General features: G+C 69.3%; 18 protein-coding genes. 8 read left to right on the forward strand and 10 right to left on the reverse strand.

Annotated features, from left to right (window positions below; translation table 11 throughout):
* Positions 1-3 precede the first annotated feature (3 nt).
* Positions 4-1,215, reverse strand: coding sequence for a thiolase (locus tag AAN986_RS00905; protein ID WP_013800069.1), 1,212 nt, complete (start codon positions 1,213-1,215; stop codon positions 4-6).
* Positions 1,212-1,616: an OB-fold domain-containing protein gene (locus AAN986_RS00910; protein ID WP_047219880.1), complete on the reverse strand. Its 405-nt coding sequence runs from the start codon at positions 1,614-1,616 to the stop codon at positions 1,212-1,214. Before AAN986_RS00910 ends, AAN986_RS00905 begins: the two co-directional genes overlap by 4 nt.
* A gap of 366 nt (positions 1,617-1,982) precedes the next feature.
* On the opposite strand from AAN986_RS00910, the gene fmdA reads away from it, so the two are divergent.
* The 5 genes from fmdA (at position 1,983) to AAN986_RS00935 (ending at position 7,268) form a co-directional block, all read left to right on the forward strand.
* Entirely contained in the window at positions 1,983-3,215 is a 1,233-nt protein-coding gene (fmdA, locus tag AAN986_RS00915) for a formamidase (protein ID WP_047219881.1), read from the forward strand.
* Positions 3,216-3,232: 17 nt separating this feature from the next.
* Positions 3,233-3,580 carry a zinc ribbon domain-containing protein gene (locus AAN986_RS00920; protein ID WP_016452200.1) on the forward strand — a complete coding sequence of 116 codons (348 nt, stop codon included), beginning with the start codon at positions 3,233-3,235 and terminating at the stop codon, positions 3,578-3,580.
* Between the two features lie 146 nt (positions 3,581-3,726).
* Positions 3,727-4,752: a tripartite tricarboxylate transporter substrate binding protein gene (locus AAN986_RS00925; RefSeq protein WP_047218532.1), complete on the forward strand. Its 1,026-nt coding sequence runs from the start codon at positions 3,727-3,729 to the stop codon at positions 4,750-4,752.
* Positions 4,753-4,914: 162 nt separating this feature from the next.
* Positions 4,915-6,141, forward strand: a complete 1,227-nt coding sequence (locus AAN986_RS00930; protein WP_241150379.1) for an ABC transporter substrate-binding protein — start codon at positions 4,915-4,917, stop codon at positions 6,139-6,141.
* Complete coding sequence (locus AAN986_RS00935) at positions 6,138-7,268, forward strand: zinc-dependent alcohol dehydrogenase family protein (RefSeq protein WP_016450258.1); 1,131 nt, start codon at positions 6,138-6,140, stop codon at positions 7,266-7,268. Before AAN986_RS00930 ends, AAN986_RS00935 begins: the two co-directional genes overlap by 4 nt.
* Before the next feature lie 68 nt (positions 7,269-7,336).
* Here AAN986_RS00935 and AAN986_RS00940 read toward each other — a convergent pair whose 3' ends face one another.
* The 6 genes from AAN986_RS00940 to AAN986_RS00965 all read right to left on the reverse strand — a co-directional run bounded on the left by AAN986_RS00940 (position 7,337) and on the right by AAN986_RS00965 (position 13,933).
* Positions 7,337-8,728 (reverse strand): amidase, encoded by a 1,392-nt coding sequence (locus AAN986_RS00940; protein WP_046987214.1) that lies wholly within the window; start codon positions 8,726-8,728, stop codon positions 7,337-7,339.
* The gene (locus AAN986_RS00945) at positions 8,712-8,972 is read right to left on the reverse strand and encodes a hypothetical protein (protein ID WP_047218534.1); all 261 of its coding nucleotides are present in this window, start codon (positions 8,970-8,972) and stop codon (positions 8,712-8,714) included. The genes AAN986_RS00940 and AAN986_RS00945 overlap by 17 nt, the downstream gene beginning before the upstream one ends.
* The gene (locus AAN986_RS00950; RefSeq protein WP_016450255.1) at positions 8,950-9,921 is read right to left on the reverse strand and encodes a tripartite tricarboxylate transporter substrate binding protein; all 972 of its coding nucleotides are present in this window, start codon (positions 9,919-9,921) and stop codon (positions 8,950-8,952) included. The genes AAN986_RS00945 and AAN986_RS00950 overlap by 23 nt, the downstream gene beginning before the upstream one ends.
* A gap of 338 nt (positions 9,922-10,259) precedes the next feature.
* Positions 10,260-11,768 (reverse strand): class I adenylate-forming enzyme family protein, encoded by a 1,509-nt coding sequence (locus AAN986_RS00955; protein ID WP_047218535.1) that lies wholly within the window; start codon positions 11,766-11,768, stop codon positions 10,260-10,262.
* Between the two features lie 14 nt (positions 11,769-11,782).
* The gene (locus tag AAN986_RS00960; protein WP_047218579.1) at positions 11,783-12,790 is read right to left on the reverse strand and encodes a tripartite tricarboxylate transporter substrate binding protein; all 1,008 of its coding nucleotides are present in this window, start codon (positions 12,788-12,790) and stop codon (positions 11,783-11,785) included.
* Between the two features lie 156 nt (positions 12,791-12,946).
* Positions 12,947-13,933 carry a LysR family transcriptional regulator gene (locus AAN986_RS00965; RefSeq protein ID WP_047218580.1) on the reverse strand — a complete coding sequence of 329 codons (987 nt, stop codon included), beginning with the start codon at positions 13,931-13,933 and terminating at the stop codon, positions 12,947-12,949.
* 132 nt (positions 13,934-14,065) lie between these two features.
* Between AAN986_RS00965 and AAN986_RS00970 the strand changes: the two genes are divergently transcribed.
* The 3 genes from AAN986_RS00970 to AAN986_RS00980 all read left to right on the forward strand — a co-directional run bounded on the left by AAN986_RS00970 (position 14,066) and on the right by AAN986_RS00980 (position 17,393).
* Complete coding sequence (locus AAN986_RS00970; protein WP_206424534.1) at positions 14,066-15,289, forward strand: CoA transferase; 1,224 nt, start codon at positions 14,066-14,068, stop codon at positions 15,287-15,289.
* Positions 15,290-15,369: 80 nt separating this feature from the next.
* Positions 15,370-16,389 (forward strand): NADPH:quinone oxidoreductase family protein, encoded by a 1,020-nt coding sequence (locus AAN986_RS00975; protein WP_047218537.1) that lies wholly within the window; start codon positions 15,370-15,372, stop codon positions 16,387-16,389.
* Positions 16,386-17,393: a tripartite tricarboxylate transporter substrate binding protein gene (locus tag AAN986_RS00980; RefSeq protein ID WP_034397674.1), complete on the forward strand. Its 1,008-nt coding sequence runs from the start codon at positions 16,386-16,388 to the stop codon at positions 17,391-17,393. The genes AAN986_RS00975 and AAN986_RS00980 overlap by 4 nt, the downstream gene beginning before the upstream one ends.
* An 11-nt stretch (positions 17,394-17,404) precedes the next feature.
* On the opposite strand, the gene AAN986_RS00985 is transcribed toward AAN986_RS00980, so the two are convergent.
* Complete coding sequence (locus AAN986_RS00985) at positions 17,405-17,620, reverse strand: hypothetical protein (RefSeq protein WP_047474923.1); 216 nt, start codon at positions 17,618-17,620, stop codon at positions 17,405-17,407.
* 10 nt (positions 17,621-17,630) lie between these two features.
* Positions 17,631-18,839 carry an acetyl-CoA C-acetyltransferase gene (locus AAN986_RS00990; RefSeq protein WP_013800084.1) on the reverse strand — a complete coding sequence of 403 codons (1,209 nt, stop codon included), beginning with the start codon at positions 18,837-18,839 and terminating at the stop codon, positions 17,631-17,633.
* Positions 18,840-18,853: the final 14 nt, after the last annotated feature.

Below are 18,853 nucleotides of genomic sequence, written 5' to 3' on the forward strand. Positions count from 1 at the left end.
GAATCAAAGCGCCTCGGCCGTACCCAGCACAGCCGTGGACTGGCTGGAAAGGGTGCCGCCATTGCCATGGACCACGGCCGTGCGGTGGCGTCCCAGCTGGCGCTGGCCGGCCTCGCCGCGCAGCTGGCGCACGGCCTCGATCAGCGCAAAGATGCCGTACATGCCCGGGTGCACGCAGGACAGGCCGCCGCCGTTGGTGTTGACGGCCAGCCGCCCGCCGGGCGCGATACCGCCCTTGGACACGAAGGCGCCGCCCTCGCCCTTGGCGCAAAAGCCCAGGTCCTCCAGGAACAGCAGGGTGTTGATGGTGAAGGCGTCGTAGACCTGGGCCATGTCCATGTCGGCCGCGGTGAGCCCGGCCATGGCAAAGGCCTGGGCGCCCGACTGCGCGGCAGCCGTGGTGGTCAGGTCGGGCATGCAGGAGATCTGGCGGTTCCAGATGGCCGTGGCATTGCCCAGCACGTAGACGGGGGGGCGCGGCAGGTCGCGGGCGCGCTCGCCGCGCACCAGCACGATGGCGCCCGCGCCGTCCGTCACCAGGCAGCAGTCGCGCACGCTCAAGGGGCTGGCGATGGGACGTGCCGAGAGCACGTCCTCGATGGTCAGCGGGTCGCGCATGAAGGCTTCGGGGTTGAGCTGGGCCCAGGCACGCGCGGCCACGGCCACCTCGGCCAGTTGCTCGCGCGTGGTGCCGAACTCGTGCATGTGGCGCGCGGCCGCCAGCGCATAGGCGGTCACGGGCAGCACGGGCTCGTAGGGGAACTCATAGGGCTGCGGGTCCAGGAATCGGCGCGCCGCCTGGCCTTCCTTGCGGCCGAAGGTGGCCGAGCGCTGGGCGCTGCCGTAGCACACCAGCACGGCCTTGCACTGGCCGGCCTCCAGCGCGCGGATGGCGGGCAGCAGGTGGGCGATGAAGCTGCTGCCGCCGATCATCGTGCCGTCCACATAGGTCGGGTTGATGCCCAGGTGCTCGATCACCGGCATGGTCCACATGCTGGCGTTGACGCTGCAGGTGGCCAGGCCGTCGATGTCCTGCATGGTCAGGCCCGCATCGGCCACGGCCGCATGGGCGGCGCGCACCAGCAGGGTCATGTCGTCCATGCCGGGGGCCTCGCCACAGCCATAGGTGGCGGCGCCGGCAATGGCCACGCGCCCGCGCAGCGGGCGGTTCACGGCGGCGGCGTCCAGGGTGGATTGGGGGATGCGGGTGTTCATGCTGCACCTCCACGGGAAACCTGTGGAGCCGGTTGCAGCGCGGGCTGGAACAGCACCAGGCCGCGTCCGTCCTTGCTCGCCACATGGGCGCTCACGCGCTGGCCTATGCGCACGTCGGCCGGCGCAATGCCTTCGACGCGGCCCATCATGCGCACGCCTTCGTCCAGGTCGATCAGGGCCACGTTGTAGTCGCCGCCGGCATCGCTCTTGCGTGCGACGGTGCTGGTGGAGTAGACCGTGCCCTGGCCGCTGGCGCGCACCCAGCGCAGCGGGCTGGCGCCGCAGTGCGGGCACAGCTCGCGCGGGGTGAAGACATGGCGCGTGCATTGCGGGCACTGCTGTATGCAGAAACGGCCGGCATCGAGTTCGGCCTGGTAGTGGGTCTGTGCGCTCAGGTGCATGGGCGGTGTTTCCATTCTTTGTGTTCTTGGCGCTGCGCCCGGCGGCATGCAGGGCAGCGGCTGTCCGCCAGCATGCCCGCATCGCGGGGACGCTTCAATTCGCCAATCTGGAAGGGTGGCTTCACCAGTGCCGGCGCCCGGCTGTCAACCCAGGGTTGCTGCCTAGGCGGGCCGGCGGGCACGGCTGCTATGGTGTTTATGCATTCCCGGCCTTTTCTTCATACCCGCCCTGCGCCGCCTGCCGGTGCACCGAGGGCGCGCCGCTGCTTTGGCACAGCGTGGCGCCACAGGAAGGCCGGCAATGGCGTGCCGCACCCCGGCCCGTTCTCCGCTGTCGATCCCCACCCACCCAGGAGGTTTTTGCACATGACGGATACGCTGATCAAGGTGGACCTGAACCGCCCGCCCACCGACAACGAAAGGGTCCACAACCGCTGGCACCCGGACATTCCCATGGCCTGCTGGGTCCAGCCCGGCGACGACTTCATCCTGGAGACCTACGACTGGACCGGCGGCTTCATCAAGAACAACGACAGCGCCGACGATGTGCGCGACATCGACCTGACCACGGTGCACTACCTGTCCGGACCCGTGGGCGTGAAGGGCGCCCAGCCCGGCGACCTGCTGGTGGTGGACCTGCTGGACATCGGCGCGCGCGACGACAGCCTCTGGGGCTTCAACGGCTTTTTCTCCAAGAACAATGGCGGCGGCTTCCTGACCGACCATTTCCCCTCGGCCCAGAAATCGATCTGGGACTTCAAGGGCATGTTCACCAGCTCGCGCCACATACCAGGCGTGAACTTCCCCGGCCTCATCCATCCCGGCCTCATCGGCTGCCTGCCTGACCGGCCCATGCTGGAGATGTGGAACGAGCGCGAGCGCGCCCTGATCGCCACCGACCCCGAACGCGTGCCCGGCCTGGCCAACCCGCCGTCGGCCGGCACGGCCCACATGGGCCAGATGCGCGGCGAAGCGCGCGACAAGGCCGCCGCCGAAGGCGCACGCACCGTGCCGCCGCGCGAGCATGGCGGCAACTGCGACATCAAGGACCTCTCGCGCGGCGCCAAGGTGTTCTTCCCCGTCTATGTGGACGGCGCCGGCCTGAGCGTGGGCGACCTGCACTTCAGCCAGGGCGATGGCGAGATCACCTTCTGCGGCGCCATCGAGATGGCCGGCTGGGTGCACATGAAGGTCGGACTCATCAAGGGCGGCATGGCCAAGTACGGCATCAAGAACCCCATCTTCAAGCCCAGCCCCATTACGCCGCGCTATGACGACTACCTGATCTTCGAGGGCATCTCGGTGGACGAGAGCGGCAGGCAGCACTACCTGGATGTCAACGTGGCCTACCGCCAGGCCTGCCTGAACGCCATCGAATACCTGAAGAAGTTCGGCTACAGCGGCGCCCAGGCGTATTCCATCCTGGGCACGGCGCCCGTGCAGGGCCATATCAGCGGCGTGGTGGACGTGCCCAACTCCTGCGCCACGCTGTGGCTGCCCACGGGCATCTTCGACTTCGACATCAACCCCAACGCCGCAGGGCCGGTCGTCCAGTTCGACGGCAGCGTGGACATGCCCCTGTCCCCCGACCTGCGCTGACGCCAAGGAGCCCGCCCATGCCCACCTACGACTACGACTGCGCGCAATGCGGCGGCTTCGAGGCCCTGCGGCCGCTGCGCCTGCGCGACGAGCCTGCGGCCTGCCCCGGCTGCGGCACGGCGGCTGCGCGCGTGCTGGCCGCCGCGCCCCGGCTGGCGCTGATGGCCGACGGCACGCGCCGCGCCATGGCCACCAACGAGCGCGCGCGCCACGAGCCCGCCAGCTCGCGCGACTATGACTATGCGCGGCTCAGGCACCCGGCAGGCTGCGGCTGCTGCGGATCGGGGCGGCGCAGCGCCACGGTGACGGCGCCCAACGGCGCAAAGTCCGCGCCCTCGCGGCGGCCCTGGATGATCAGCCACTAGGCTGCATCGAAGTGGACCGCTTCCCAGGGTTTCCACCGCTTGGGAGCCCTGGAAGCGCGCCTTCCACATTCGCGAAACACGGCGCAGGTCGGCTTGCCCAGAATGGGCCGCGCGGCAAGCCGCCGCCCGTTGCCCGGAGTTTCGCCATGCCCCCGTCTTCCTTCCCATCCTCTTGCCCGTCTTCCTTTTCGTTGCAGCGCCGCCGCCTGCTGTCCGCCGGCGGCGCGCTGGCTGCCAGCAGCCTGTTTCCCGCAGCCCGGGTGGCCCATGCGGCCGATGCCTGGCCCACGCGGCCCGTGCGCTTCATCGTGCCCTTTCCGCCCGGCGGTCCCGTGGACACCACGGCGCGCGCCTTCACCCAGAAGCTGGGCGAGATCTGGCAGCAGCCCAACCTGGTGGACAACCGCGCGGGCGCCGGCGGCATGGTGGGCGCGGCCCTCGCAGCCAAGGAGCCTGCCGACGGCTACACGCTGTTCGTGGGCTCCATCCACCATGCGGTGAACCCGGCGCTGCAGCCGAAGATGACCTACGACATAGAGCGTGACTTCGCGCCCGTGAGCTTTGCGGCCATGTTCCCGGTCTTTCTGGTGGCCCATCCCTCGGTGCCCGCCCGCAACGTGCGCGAGCTGATCGCGCTGGCCAAGTCCGGCAACGGCCTGAGCTTCGGCTCCTCGGGCAATGGCGGCGGCACGCACCTGGCCGGTGAGCTGTTCAACATGCATGCGGGCATCAAGCTGCAGCACATTCCCTACAAGGGCAGCGCGCCGGCCATGAACGACCTGCTGGGCGGCCAGGTGCAGCTGATGTTTGCCGATGCGCCCAGTGCGCTGCAGCACATCAAGTCGGGCCGCATCAAGGTGCTGGGCGTGGCCAGCCGCCAGCGCTCGGCCATGCTGCCCGAGGTGCCCACCATCGCCGAGTCGGGCCTGCCCGAGTACGAGGCCTATTCCTGGGCCGCGCTGTTCGCGCCGGCCCGCACGCCGCCCGCCGTGCTGGCGCGCATCAATGCCGACTTCAACACCGCGCTGCGCGATGCCGCCGTGCGCGAGCGCCTGCTGACGGCCGGCGCCGAGGCCGACCCCGGCACCCAGCAGCAGATGCGCGAGCGCCTGAGCAGCGAGCTGCGCAAATGGGCCCAGGTGGTCAAGGTGGCCGGCATCCAGGCGGACTGAGCACGGCGGCGTGCCCGTACCCGGGACAAACCCGGCTTCGCAGCGCTGCAACCCGGTCTTTCGCAATCGCGCATAGGCGGGCCGAGCCTGCCTGCTTAGGCTTGCCTCCGGTATCCAGAAAAACAACCCCGAGACAAGGAGACGGATATGCGGAAAGGCTTGATGCGAGGCGGCTTGACCAAGGCGCGCGCTGCCGGCTGCGCGCTGGGCGCCGGCCTGCTGTGGACGGCGGCGGCGCAGGCGCAGCAGATATCGGACGACGTGGTGCGCATCGGCGTGCTCAGCGACATGTCGGGCCTGTACGCGGACACGGCGGGGCGCGGCTCCGTCGAGGCCGCGAAGATGGCCGTGGCCGACTTCGGCGGCCAGGTGCTGGGCAGGAAGATCGAGGTGGTCTGGGCCGACCACCAGAACAAGGCCGACGTGGGCGCCACCCATGCGCGCACCTGGTTCGACCGCGACGGCGTGGACCTGATCGTGGACATCAACAACACGGCCGTCGCCATCGCCGTCAACAACCTGGCGCGCGAGCGCGGCAAGATGGTGATCAACACCGGCGGCGCCTCCGACATCCTCACCAACGAGCACTGCGCGCCCACGGCCATCCACTACACCTACGACAGCTATGCGCTGGCCAACGGCGCGGTGCGCGGCATCCTGGCCCAGGGCAAGAAGGAATGGTTCATCCTGGGCGTGGACTACGCCTTCGGCAAGGCCATGACGGCCAACGTGACCGACTTCCTGAAGGACGGCGGCGGCAAGCTGGTGGGCACCACCTTCCATCCGCTCAATGCCAGCGATTTCTCGTCCTTCCTGCTGCAGGCCCAGGCCTCCAAGGCCTCGGTGATCAACCTGGCCAATGCCACCAGCGACACGGTCAACGCCATCAAGGCCGCGCACGAGTTCGGCATCGCGCCCAGGCAGACCCTGGTGCCCAACCTGCTGTTCATCAACGACGTGCATGCGCTGGGCCTGCGCTACGGCCAGGGCATGGTGCTGACCACGGGCTTTTACTGGGACCGCACCGAGGCCACGCGCGCCTGGTCGCGGCGCTTCTTCGAGAAGATGAAGAAGATGCCCTCCATGATCCATGCGGGCGCCTACTCGGCCGTCACCAACTACCTCAAGGCCGTGCAGGCCACCAGGGGAGACGACGGCAACGCGGTGGCGCGCCAGCTCAAGCAGATGCCCATCGAGGACTTCTTCGCCCAGAACGGCAAGGTGCGCGAGGACGGCCGCATGGTGCACGACATGTACCTGGTGCAGATCAAGAAGCCCGAGGAATCCAGATACCCCTGGGACTACTACAAGGTGCTCTCCACCATCCCCGGTGACGAGGCCTTCCGCCCGCTGTCCAGGAGCAGCTGCAAGCTGGTGAAGACATCATGAAGACACGCGCCGCCGTACTCACGAGAACGGGCGCAGCCGCGCCCTATGCCGACAGCCGCCCGCTGGAGATCTGGGAGGTGGACCTGGCGCCGCCCGGCCCCGGCGAGGTGCTGGTCAAGGTGGCCGCCGCAGGCGTGTGCCACTCCGACCTGTCCATCATCAACGGCGACCGTCCGCGCGACACGCCCATCGTGCTCGGCCATGAGGCCGCAGGCGTGATCCAGGCGCTGGGCGAGGGCGTGACCGACCTGGAGGTGGGCGACCACGTGGTCATGCTCTTCGTGCCCGGCTGCGGCAACTGCCAGCCCTGCGCCGAGGGCCGGCCCGTGCTGTGCGAGCCCGCAGGCCAGGCCGGCGTGGCGGGCACCCTGCTGTCGGGTGCCAGGCGGCTGTCGCGCAATGGCCAGCCCATCTCGCACTTCGTCGGCGTCTCGGCCTTTGCCGAGCATGCCGTGCTCTCGCGCCGCGGCGTGCACCGCATCGACAAGTCGGTGCCGCTGGAGCTGGCCGCGCTGTTCGGCTGCGCCGTGATGACCGGCGTGGGCGCGGTGGCCAATACCGCCAGGGTGAGCCCCGGCCAGAGCGTGGCCGTGGTGGGGCTGGGCGGCGTGGGCCTGTCCTCGGTGATGGGCGCGGCGGCGGCGGGTGCGGCCCGCGTGGTGGCCGTGGATCTCAATGCCGACAAGCTGGCCATGGCGCGCGATTTCGGCGCCACCGACACCGTCAACGCCGGAGACGAGGATGCCGTCAAGCAGGTGCGGGCGCTGACGGGCGGCGGCGTGGACCATGCCTTCGAGATGGTGGGCTCGGCCAAGGCACTGGAGATGGCCTACCGCATCACGCGGCGCGGCGGCCAGACCGTGACGGCGGGCCTGCCCTCCAGCGCCCAGGCCATCAGCCTGCCGGTCTGGCACCTGGTGGCCGAGGAGCGCACGCTCAAGGGCTGCTACATGGGCAGCTGCGTGCCGCGCCGCGACATCGACCGGTACCTGGCCCTGCATGCGGCCGGCAGGCTGCCCGTGGACCGCCTGGTCACCGGCCACCTGACGCTGGACCAGATCAACGAGGGCTTCGACCGCCTGGCGCGTGGCGAGGCCATACGCCAGATCATCCGCATGGAGGCCTGATAGGAGGTCAGGCTGATCAGCGAGGACCGGGGCTGCTGCTGCGGCTGTGTCCAAGCCAAGCACGGCGGTCAGGTGCCGTCGGGCAGCAGCTGGTTTTCCCAGCCGGTCAGCCGCTCGATGGCCCGGGCGACCTGCAGGATGCGGGCCTCGTCGAAGTAGCGTCCCACCACCTGCACGGCCAGCGGCAGGCCCTGGGGTGACAGGCCCACCGGCACGCTGACGGCCGGGTGCCCGGTCACGTTGAAGGCATGGGTCTGCACCGGCCAGTGGCGGAAATGCGGCATGGGGTCGAAGCGCGGCGCCGTATCCAGGGTGATGGCGGTCAGCAGCACGTCGCAGCGGTCCAGCGCAGCGTCCACGCGGGCCGCCAGCATACGGCGCACGCGCAGGGCGTTCAGGTAGTCCTCCGAGGACACGGTGGCGCCCAGCAGCAGCCGCGCCGCCGTGAGCTCGCCATAGTCCAGCGGGCGCGAGCGCAGGTCCTGCGCATGGATGGTGAACATCTCGGCACTGAGGATGACGCGGCCGGCCGCCAGGAACTGCTGGCTGTGGGGCAGGCTCACGTGGATGGGACGGGCGCCGGCCTCGGCCAGCAGCGCGGCCGTGCGGTCGAAGGCCGACAGGAACGTGGGCGACGCCTGGGGCGACGACTGGAAGTGGTCCTGCGGCACGCCGATGGTCAGGCCCTTCACGCCCTGCTCCAGCCCCGTGCAGTAGTCGTCCACGGGTTCGGTGGAGCTGGCCGGGTCCAGCGGGTCGTGACCGGCCAGCACCTGCAGCGCGATGGCCGCATCCTCCACGCTGCGCGACAGCGGGCCGCAGTGGTCCAGCGTCCAGGCCAGGGGGAACACGCCGTGCTTGGAGACGCGGCCGTAGGTAGGTTTCAGCCCCACGGCGCCGCACCAGGCGGCCGGTATGAGGATGGAGCCGCCCGTGCAGGTGCCCAGGGCCAGCCGCGTGAAGCCTGCCGCAATGGCGGCGCCCGAGCCCGACGACGATCCGCCCGGGATATGGGCCAGGTCCCAGGGGTTGCGGGCTGCGGGAAACGGCAGGTCGGGGCTGGGCGCGCCGATGGCGAACTCATGCGTGGCCAGCTTGCCCAGGATGACGGCGCCCGCATCGCGCAGGCGCCGCACCGGCGTGGAATCGTCTTCGGGCACATAGTCCAGGCTCAGCCAGGACTGGCAGGTGGTCGGCAGGCCGGCCACGTCGTAGACGTCCTTGATGGCCACGGCAATGCCGTGGAGCAGCGGCAGATCGGCGCTTTCTCCGCGCGCCATGTCTGCGTTGCGCGCAGCCTCCATGGCACCGCTGGCATCGAGATTGGTGAAGGCATGGATGTCGATGTCCATGGCGCGGATGCGTCCCAGCGCCGCCCGGGTCAGCATCTCCGAAGTGGTCTTGCCGGCGCGCAGCGCGCTGGCCATCTGTCGTATCGAAAGTTCAGGACTGCCGCTCATGCTTGCTCTGACGGGAGATGGTGGTGTGGATCTGCGAGGGTCCCGCCTCATGCGCCAGTTCGTTGACGAGGTCGCGGTGCTCCATCAGCAACTGGTGCTCCGCCAGGATGGGTCCCAGCCGCTCGAAGGGGATGTCGATGCCGTGCTTTTTCAGCGCATTGAGCAATTCGTGCAGCGCATTGACATCGGGCCCTGCCAGTTTCTGCGGCGAAGGGGGTATTTCAGATTTTCGCGATGCCGGCATCACTGACCACCTTTCTCCATTTTCTGGCGTCGTCGGATACGAATGCCTTGGTGCTGTCCACGGATTTCCAAAGGGGAATGCTGCCAAGCTCCATGAATTTCTTCTGCACCTTTTCGTCGGTCAGGATATTTTTCATCTGTGCATTGATGGCGTTCACTATCGCGGCCGGCGTGCCCTTGGGTGCCATGAGCACATTCCATGAGGTCTCGTTGAAATTGCCGAGCCGGGCCGGGCTTTGCTCGCTGAGCGTCTGCCAGTCGGGCATGAGGGGCGAGCGCTCGCGCGTGGCCACGCCCACGCGATTGACCTTGCCCTGGTGCACATACTGCTTGGCCGTGATCAGCAGGTCGAAGGCGATATCGACCTGGCCGCTCACCAGGTCGCTCATCATGGGCGCGGCGCCCTGGTAGGGGATGTGCAGCATGCGTATGTCGGCGGCCAGGCTCAGGGCCTCGGCCGCCATGTGGCCCGCGCTGCCGTAGCCCGGCGTGGCGTAGGTCAGCTTGCCGGGGCTGCGCCGCGCCAGCTCGATCAGGTCCTGCACCGACGCCAGCTTCAGGCCCGGGCGTGTGATGAGCACCAGAGGACCGTCGTTGATGGTGGAGATGGCTTCGAGGTCGTTGACCACGTCATAGCCGGCCTGCGTGTACAGCGCGCCCGAGATGGTCTGGGCCGTGGAGCAGATCAGCAGCGTATATCCATCGGGACGGGCCTTGGAGACCTGGCGCGCACCGATGTTGCCCGAGGCGCCAGGGCGGTTTTCCACCACCACGTTGACGCGCAGGCGTTGTGCAAGCTCCTTGGCGATGATGCGCCCCACGATATCGGTGCCACCGCCTGCCGGGAAAGGTACAACCAGCGTGATCTGCCGGTCTGGCCAGGCCGCATGAACCAAGCTGGCAGCGATCAGGAAAATACCTCCGAAAATCAGATTGAGGATTTTTTTCATTCGCTTGATTCAAATGGTTGCGGAAATGGGGCTTGTCTTTTTGCAGACGTGAGCAGGCACATGGGATGTGCACCACTGCGGCTGCCTGCAGCCCGGGCCTGGCAAGCGTTCAGTTAATGAATCTTTTTAAACTATCGAGATATTAAGTTCCATAGTTTTACATCATGAAAGAAGGGGTGCAAGGCCTGCGCCACGCTTGGCGTAGGGGTGTTGCATCGATGCCGCAGATAAGGGTTTCCGACGGCGATGGCCTTGGCGCGCGTCGGGATTCAGGGCAGGGAGGGTGAAAGGTTGCACCGGCAGTGGCACCGGCGCAACGATTCAGCGGGCGTGGTGGCTCAAACGCGCAGCGCCTGTTCCTGCAGCAGGCGCTTGAGCACCTTGCCGTTGGGGCTGGTGGGCAGCTCGGACAGGGGCACGATGCGGGCGGGCAGCTTGTAGGGCGCCAGCCGTTCGCGCAGGTGGGCACGCGCGGCAGCGTTGTCCAGCGTGGCGCCGGGCTGCAGCTCGACGAAGGCGATGACCTCCTCGTTGCCATCGTTTTCGGGGCGGCCGACCACGGCGCTGCGCTGCACGCCGGGCAGCTCGTTGAGCGCCAGTTCCACCTCGGCCGGATACACGTTGAAGCCCGAGCGGATGATCATTTCCTTGAGCCGCCCCACCACGAAGAGCGCGCCGTCGGCATGCAGCTCGCCCAGGTCGCCGCTGGCGTACCAGCCGCCCTCGCGCATCACGGCGGCCGTGGCCTGGTCATCGCGGAAGTAGCCGTGCATCAGGCCGCGCCCGCGTATCCACAGCTCGCCGCGCTCGCCCACCGGCAGGGGCCGGCCCGTGGCCGGGTCCACGGCGCGCACCTCGGCGCCTTCCACCACGTAGCCGGCGCTGGTGTCGGGCCGCTGCTCGCCCTGTCGCGTGAGGTGGACCGACCCTGCGTATTCCGACAGGCCGTAGCCATGGTGCAGCGCCTGGCCGAAGGCGGCCTCCACGCGTTTCTTGAGCGTCAGGTCCAGCGGGCCTGCGCCTGTGTAGACATAGCGCAGCGCCGGCGCCTGAGGGTGTGCAATGCCCTGCTCCTGCAGATGGGCCAGCAGGCGCGCGTACAGCGCAGGCGGCCCCTGCAACTGCGAGATGCCGTGGCGCGCCAGCGCATCCAGCAGGTCGGCCGGGTCGAACTGCGGGCGCATCACCATCTGCGCGCCCGCATGCAGCGAGGCCAGCAGCACCGTGCCCAGCCCGAAGATGTGGGTCATGGGCACGAAGGCGTAGCTGCGGTCCTGCGGACCCAGCCCGCGCGATGCGGCCGAGACGCGCGCGAACAGCGTCAGCGCCTCATGCCCCACCATCACGCCCTTGGGCGTGCCCGTGGTGCCCGAGGTGAAGATCAGCGCCGCCACCTCGTCCTGCAGCGCACCGGATTCGGCCACGGCCTCAGCGCGCACGGGGCTGTGCTGCATGCCGGCCAGGGCCGAGTCGCCTGCGCCAAAGCGCCGCGCGTGGCCGCTGGCGCTGTCCGATGCGGCCGAGGTGAAATACACCACGCGGGCATCGGCCTTGGCCGCAAAGGCATCGATCTCGCCGGGCGCCATGCGTGCGTTCACACCGCAGGACCAGGCGCCCACGCGGCTGCAGGCCAGGATCAGCGCCGCATGCTCGGGGCAGTTCTCGGCCACGACCAGCACGCGGTCGCCGGGCCGCACCTGCAGCGCGCGCAGCTCGGTCTCGGCCGTGTCCGCCAGCGCGCCCAGATCGGCAAAGCTCAGACTGCTGCCGTCGGGCAGGTGGATGAAGGGACGCTGCGGCGCTTCGGCCAGCCAGCGGTCCAGCAGATGGTGTATTCGTTGATTCATGCTCCGCGTATCCCTCAGTCCACCACAATGCCTTGCGTGACGGTGGCCCACATCGCGCGCTCCTTGGCACCGCGCTCGGCCAGTTTCTGGGGTGCGCCGGTCCACTCTTCGTAGCCCAGTTCCTTGAGGCGCTTGCGCAGCTCCGGCTGGGCCAGGGCGGCGTTGATGGACTTGTTCAGGCGGGCCACGAGTTCGGGCGACATGCCCTTGGGCCCATAGACGCCATACCAGCCGCCCACGTCGAAGCCCTTGAGGCCTTCGATGCCGGACTCGGCAAAGGTGGGCACATCGGGCAGGGACGCATTGCGCTGCGGCGAGGTGACGGCGATGGCCCGCACCTTGCCGCCCTGGATGTAGCTGCTGGCGGTGCTGATGATGTCCAGCATCATGCTCAGCTGGCCGCCGATCACGTCGGTCATGGCCGGTGCGTTGCCCTTGTAGGGGATGTGGTTCATCTCGATGCCGCTGCGCCGCGCGAACAGCAGCGCGCCCAGGTGGTTGGAGCCGCCCACGCCGGCCGAGCCGTAGTTGAGCTTTTGCGGATGGGCCTTGGCATAGGCCACGAGCTCGGCCGTGGTCCTGTAGGGCTCGTTGTTGTTGACCACCAGCACGTTGTAGTAACTGAGCACGGGCGCCACGGGCGTGAGGTCACGGGCCGGGTCGAAGGACATCTTGCTCATCACGTTGGGGCTGATGGTGATGGTAGGGCTGGCCGCGAACCACAGCGTGAGGCCGTCGGGCCTGGCGCGCACGACCTCGCTGCCGGCCATGGTGGCGTTGGCGCCGGGCTTGTTCTCCACCACCACCGAGGCACCCAGCTCCTTGGTCAGCGCCACGCTGAGCAGGCGGGCGCCCTGGTCCACGGGGCCGCCGGCCGAGTAGCCCACGATGAGGCGCACGGGCTGCGCGTCCTGCGCGGCGGCGGGGAGGGCGCTCAGGGTGGCCAGGGCGGTCACCAGGGACGCCAGAAGCGGGGCATGGGCCAGGGTGGCCAGGGCCTTGCGGCGGTGTTGGGCGGGCATGTGCATGTCTCCTGCAAAAGATGAATGAAGCGCTGCCGTGGCCTGCACGGCGGCGCGCCCGGTCTGCGCCGGACATGCAGGCAATGGTGCGCAGGCAGGCGCGTCTTGGGAATCTGCTTTTGCCAAAGCCAGGGTTTGCCGGCTGTTAGGGCAATCCTAGGAAGAGCGGTGCGTGCAGCCCCCTCCGCCGCCTTCTTCACCACCCTCTTCAGCCCCCGCCTGCCAGCTGGGTGCGGCGGTGACGATGGCCTCGCGCAGGAACTGCTGGAAGGCGCGCGCGGCCATGGTGGGCTGGCGGTCGGGCATGCGCACCAGGTACATGGCATTGCCCAGGCCGGAGAACACCACCTGGTCCAGCACGGCCACCAGCGTGCCGCCGGCCAGCGCGGCCGAGGTCACGTAGTCCGGGAGCAGGGCCAGGCCCAGGCCGTCCAGCACGGCGTCGTACAGCAGGCGGTAGTCGCCCGATTGCAGCGAGGGCAGCACATCGAGGGCAGCGGCCACGCCATCGTCGCCGCTGCCGGCCAGCCAGGCCAGCCTGCCGCCCATGGCCAGCGGCAGGATGAGGCGGGCCTGCAGCAGGTCGGCAGGCGCGCGCAGGGGCCGGCCCAGCGACTGCTCCAGCGCCTGCAGGCAGGCGGGCGTGGCCACGAAGTTCCAGCGCACATCGCACAGCCGCGTGGCCACCAGATCGTCCAGCGGCGCGGAGGTGATCTGCACCGCCAGATCGACCTTGGAGGCCACGAGGTCGGCCATCTGGTCGTTGATCAGCAGGCGCAGGCGGATGTCGGGATGCTCGCGGCAAAAGCCCAGGATCAGGGGCTTGAGATAGAAATGCCCGAAGCCGGTGGGCACGCGCACGCCCACCTCGCCGCTCACGGTGGAGCGCAACTGGTGGATGGCATCGCGGGCGCGCTGCAGCTCCTCCATCATGGCCAGGCAGCGCCGGTACAGCAGCTGGCCGGCCTGGGTGAGCTCCACATTGCGCGTGGTGCGGCGCAGCAGCTGCGCGCCCATCTCGGTCTCCAGCGCACGCAGCCGACGCGAGACGTTGGAGCGCGTCATGCCGCCGCGCTCGGCCGCCCGCGTGAGGCTCTTGGCCTCGGCGATGTCGATGAAGACGCGGCACAGGTTCAGGTCCATCTCGGCATTCTTTGCAGGGCCGGGGCCGGCCATTGTTGATCGGGAGTCACCAGGCATGGCCTGCTGGCGAGGATTGTGGCGCCAGCCCTGCCTCCCTAGCATGGAGGAAACCATGGCGAAAGGCCGCTGACCGTGAACCAAGAAGCTTTGCAAACCGCGCCGCCGGCGCCCCTGGCGCACTACCGTGTGCTCGATCTGAGCCAGGGCGTGGCCGGCCCCTACTGCACCCACCTGCTGTCGCGCCAGGGCGCCGAGGTGATCAAGGTCGATCCGCCCGAAGGCGACTGGGCGCGCCACGTGGGCATCTCGCGCAACGGGCACAGCAGCCTGTCGGCCACCTACAACGCGGGCAAGCGCAGCATTGCCGTCGATGCGCGCCAGGCCCAGGGGCGCGCGCTGCTGCTGCGGCTGGCGCGCGAGGCCGACATCGTGGTGCAGAACTTCCGCCCCCAGGTCGTGCAGCGCATGGGCGTGGACTACGACAGCCTGCGCGCGGCCGGCCTGGACCCGGTGTACGTCTCCATCAGCGGCTACGGACCCACGGGGCCGTATGCCGACCGGCCCGCCACCGACTCCGTCATGCAGGCGGACACGGGGCTGATGACCAGCAACCGCGACGTGCAGGGCCAGCCCCAGCGCGTGGGCCTGCTGCTGGCCGACATCGCGGCCGGTGTCTACGCCGCACAGGCCTGCACGGCGGCCCTGCTGGGCAAGGCGCGCAGCGGGCGCGGGCGCCATGTGGAGCTGAACCTGTTCGAGGTCTGCTGCGCCCTGCAATCCACGGTGCTGGCCGAAGACACGCTGCGCGGCGGCCAGCCTGCCGAAGGGGTTAGCGCTCCCAACGGCGTGTTCGCCACGGCCGATGGCTTCATCACCGTGCTGGCCCTGAACAACGACCAGTTCGAACGGCTGTGCCGCGCGCTGGACCTGCCGCACTGGCTGCAGGACGCGCGCTTTGCCTCCAATGCGGGCCGCATGGCCCACCGCCATGTGCTGCATGCCGGGCTGCAGGCCTTGCTGGCGCAGCAGCCGCGCGCCCACTGGGAGCAGCGCCTGGCGGCGCAGGGCGCCCTGCATGCGGGCGTGCGCACGCTGGCCGATGTGGTGGCGCATCCCCAGGCCGTGCACCGCGCATCGTTCGCCACGCTGGCGCAGCCCGGGTTCGGGCAGCTGCTGTATGCGGCATCACCCTGGCCGGCAGACGCAGCAGCCTGCGGTGCATCCCTTGGCGCCGCGCCGCGCACGGGCGAGCACACGCGCCAGATCCTGGCCGAGGCCGGCTGCACGCCGCAGGAGATGGAGCAATGGATGGCCAGCGGCGTGGTGCACCAGTGCGCGCAGGAGGTCATGGCATGAGCGCTTCCACATCCACGTTCACACCTACCTTCCCGGACACCTCCCCGGACACCTCCCCGGACACCTCCCCGGACACCTCCATGCAGGCCCTGGTCTGCCATCAATTCGGCGCGCCGCACGAGGTGGTCAGCCTGCAGTCCATGGAACGGCCCGGCCAGCCCCTGGGCGCGCACCAGGCGCGGATTGCCGTGGCCTACGCCAACGTCAGCCACGCCACGGGCCTGCTGATCGAGGGCCGCTACCAGCGGCGCCCGCCGCTGCCCTTCGTGCCCGGCACCGAAGGCGTGGGGCGCGTGCTGGAATGCGGCAGCGCGGTGCAGCACCTGCAGCCCGGCGATGCCGTGGCCTTCATTGCCGACTGGGGCGCCTTTGCGCAGGAAACGGTGGTGCATGCGTCCACCGTCTACCGCCTGCCCGCGGGCATGCCCTGGCTGCAGGCCCTGCCCATTCCCCTGTCCTACGGCACGGCCTACACGGCCCTGCACTGGCGCGCGCGCCTGCAGGAAGGCGACGTGGTGCTGGTGCTGGGCGCCGGTTCGGGCGTGGGCGCCGCGGCGGTGGAAGTGGCCCGGCAGACGCTCGGCGTGCAGGTCATCGCCTGCGCCAGCACGGAGGCCAAGCGCGCCGATGCGCTGCGCCGTGGGGCCCACCAGGCAGTCACCCCGCAGGACCTGGCCACCCAGGTCAAGCAGGCCACGCAGGGCCGGGGCGCATCCGTCGTCTTCGACCCCGTGGGCGGCGATCTGCTGCTGCAGGCGCTGCGCGCCGCTGCGCAGAACGCGCAACTGCTGAGCGTGGGCTTCGCCAGCGGCGCCATTCCCGCCGTGCCCATGAACCTGGCCCTGGTCAAGAACCTCACGCTGCACGGCTTCTTCTACGGCCGCTACATCGGCTGGACGCCGGCCGATGAACGCCAGGCCTTCGCGGCGCAGCTGCAGCCCGTCATTGCCACGCTGCTCGACTGGGCGGCCCGGGGATGCATCCATCCCCAGGTCAGCCAGGTCTTCGCCATGCATGAACTGCCGGAGGCGCTGCACGCGCTGCACGGCCGCAACGTGACCGGCAAGCTCGCACTCGCCATTCAAGGAGACAAGGTATGACAACGCAACGCACAGGCCCCGCGCTTTCCCGCCGCACCCTGCTGGGCGCCGCTGCGGCGCTGGCCGCATGGAGAACGGCAGGCGCGCAGCCATCCGCCGGGGCCCAGGGCTATCCCAAGGCGCCCATCCGCGTCGTCGTGCCCTATCCACCGGGCGGGCCTACCGATGTGGTCGGGCGCGTGGTCACCACGCGGCTGGGCGAGGCGCTGGGCCAGCCGCTGGTCGTGGACAACAAGGCCGGCGCCAGCGGCATGGTCGGCGCGGCCCTGGTGGCCAAGGCGCCGGCCGACGGCTACACGCTGCTGGTCAACGCCTCCATCCACGTCATCAACCCCTACGTCTATGCCAGCGCGCCCTATGACGCCTTCCGCGATTTCGAGCCGGTCACGCAGCTGGTCGATGTCCCGCTGGTGCTGGTCGTGGGCAGCCAGCTTCCGGTGCGCAATGTGCAGGAGCTGATCGCCTGGGCCAAGGCCCATCCCGGGCAGGTGAACTTCGGCTCGGCCGGCAATGCGTCGTCACAGCACCTGTCGGGCGAGCTGTTCCGCTTGAAGACCGGCGCGCAGATGCAGCATGTGCCCTACAAGGGCAGCTCGCCGGCCCTGACCGACCTGATGGGCGGGCAGATCCAGCTCATGTTCGACTCCATGCCCTCGGCCATGCCCTTCATCGCCTCGGGCCGGCTGCGCGCGCTGGCCGTCACCTCGGCCAGTCGCTCGCCCTCCCTGCCCGATGTGCCCACCATGGAAGAGGCCGGCATGCCCGGCTTTCGCACCAGCACCTGGTACGGACTGTGGGCGCCGAAGAACACGCCCCAGGACGTGGTGCAGAAACTGTGGACCGAGTCCCGCCGCGTGCTTGCCGAACCCCAGATCGCCGCGCAATACCGCCGCCTGGGCGCCGAGCCCGTGGGCTCCACGCCCGCCGAGTTCGCGCGCTACATCCAGGCCGAGGCCCGCAAGTGGGAAGAGATCGTGAAGGCGTCGGGGGCGCGGGCGGATTGAGGAGGCCGCCGTCAGGCACCAGCCTTGATTCGGCTGGCTGCCTGCCTTCCCAGATCCGCGATAAAGAGGTCAAAGTCTTCATCCGGCACGTCAATGTAGTGACCCGAGGCGACATCCGCCCACCCCCGCATAGCCGCTTGCCGTAGCGTTTCCAGCTTGGTCGCTTGGGTCTGAGCTTCAACGATTCGATGTTGTTGCTGGCTCAGATTCACTGGACGTGTCGACATGACGGGTTCCTCACACCCGCTCGAACACCGCCGCAATCCCCTGGCCGCCGCCTATGCACATGGTCTCCAGCCCATAGCGGCCCTTGCGGCGCTCCAGCTCGTGCAGCAGGGTGGCCAGGATGCGCACGCCGGTGGCGCCTATGGGGTGGCCCAGGGAGATGCCGGAGCCGTTGACGTTGAGCTTGTGGTCTATGGCGCCCTGGTCGTTCCACTCCCAGCCCTTGAGCACGGACAGCACCTGGCAGGCAAAGGCTTCGTTGAGTTCGACCAGGTCCATCTGGTCCAGCGTGAGGTTCAGGCGCGCCAGCAGTTTCTTGACGGCGGGCACGGGGCCTATGCCCATGTGCGAGGGCTCGCAGCCTGCGGCGGCCCAGCCCACCAGGGTGGCCATGGGGGTGAGGCCCAGTTCGGCCAGCCGGTCCTCGGCCACGATCAGGCAGGCGGCGCTGGCGTCATTCTGCTGGCTGGCGTTGCCGGCCGTGACCGTTCCATTGGGCATGAGCACGCGCAGCTTGCCCATGCTGTCGGTGGTGGCGTCGGCGCGAAAGCCTTCGTCGCGCGTGAACAGCACGGGGTCGCCCTTGCGCTGGGGCACCTTGACGGGGACGATCTCGTCGGCGAAGCGGCCCGCCTCCCAGGCGGCGGCGGCGCGCTGGTGGCTGCGCACGGCATAGGCGTCGGCTGCCTCGCGGCTGATGCCGTAGTCGCGCGCCAGGTTCTCGGCGGTCTCGATCATTCCCGAGATCTTTCCGAAGCGCTCCACGGGCTGGGAGCGCTCGCGGCCGCGGTCCAGCCGGTCGTAGAAGCGCACATTGCCCGAGCGCGCGCCCCAGCGCATGTCGGTGCTGTAGTACTCGATGTTGCTCATGCTCTCCACGCCGCCTGCGATCACCACGTCGGCGGCGCCGCTTTGCACCATCATGGCCGCCGTGGCCACGGCCTGCAGGCCGCCGCCGCAGCGCCGGTCCAGCTGCATGCCCGGCACCGTCACCGGCAGGCCGGCCTGCAGCGCTGCCCAGCGGCCCACGCAGGGCGTCTCGCTGCTGGCGTAGGACTGGGCGAAGACCACGTCGTCGATGCGTGCGGGGTCGATGCCGCTTTTCTCGACCACGGCGCGCACCGTGGTGGCGGCCAGCTCCTCGACCGATACCGGCCGCAGGCTGCCGCCGAAGGTGCCCACGGGCGTGCGAAGGGGGGTGACGATGGCGGCTCTGCGCATGGTGTTGTCTCCTT

Origin of the sequence: Delftia sp. DS1230 (assembly GCF_040112715.1) — a bacterium.
GTDB lineage: Bacteria > Pseudomonadota > Gammaproteobacteria > Burkholderiales > Burkholderiaceae_C > Comamonas > Comamonas tsuruhatensis.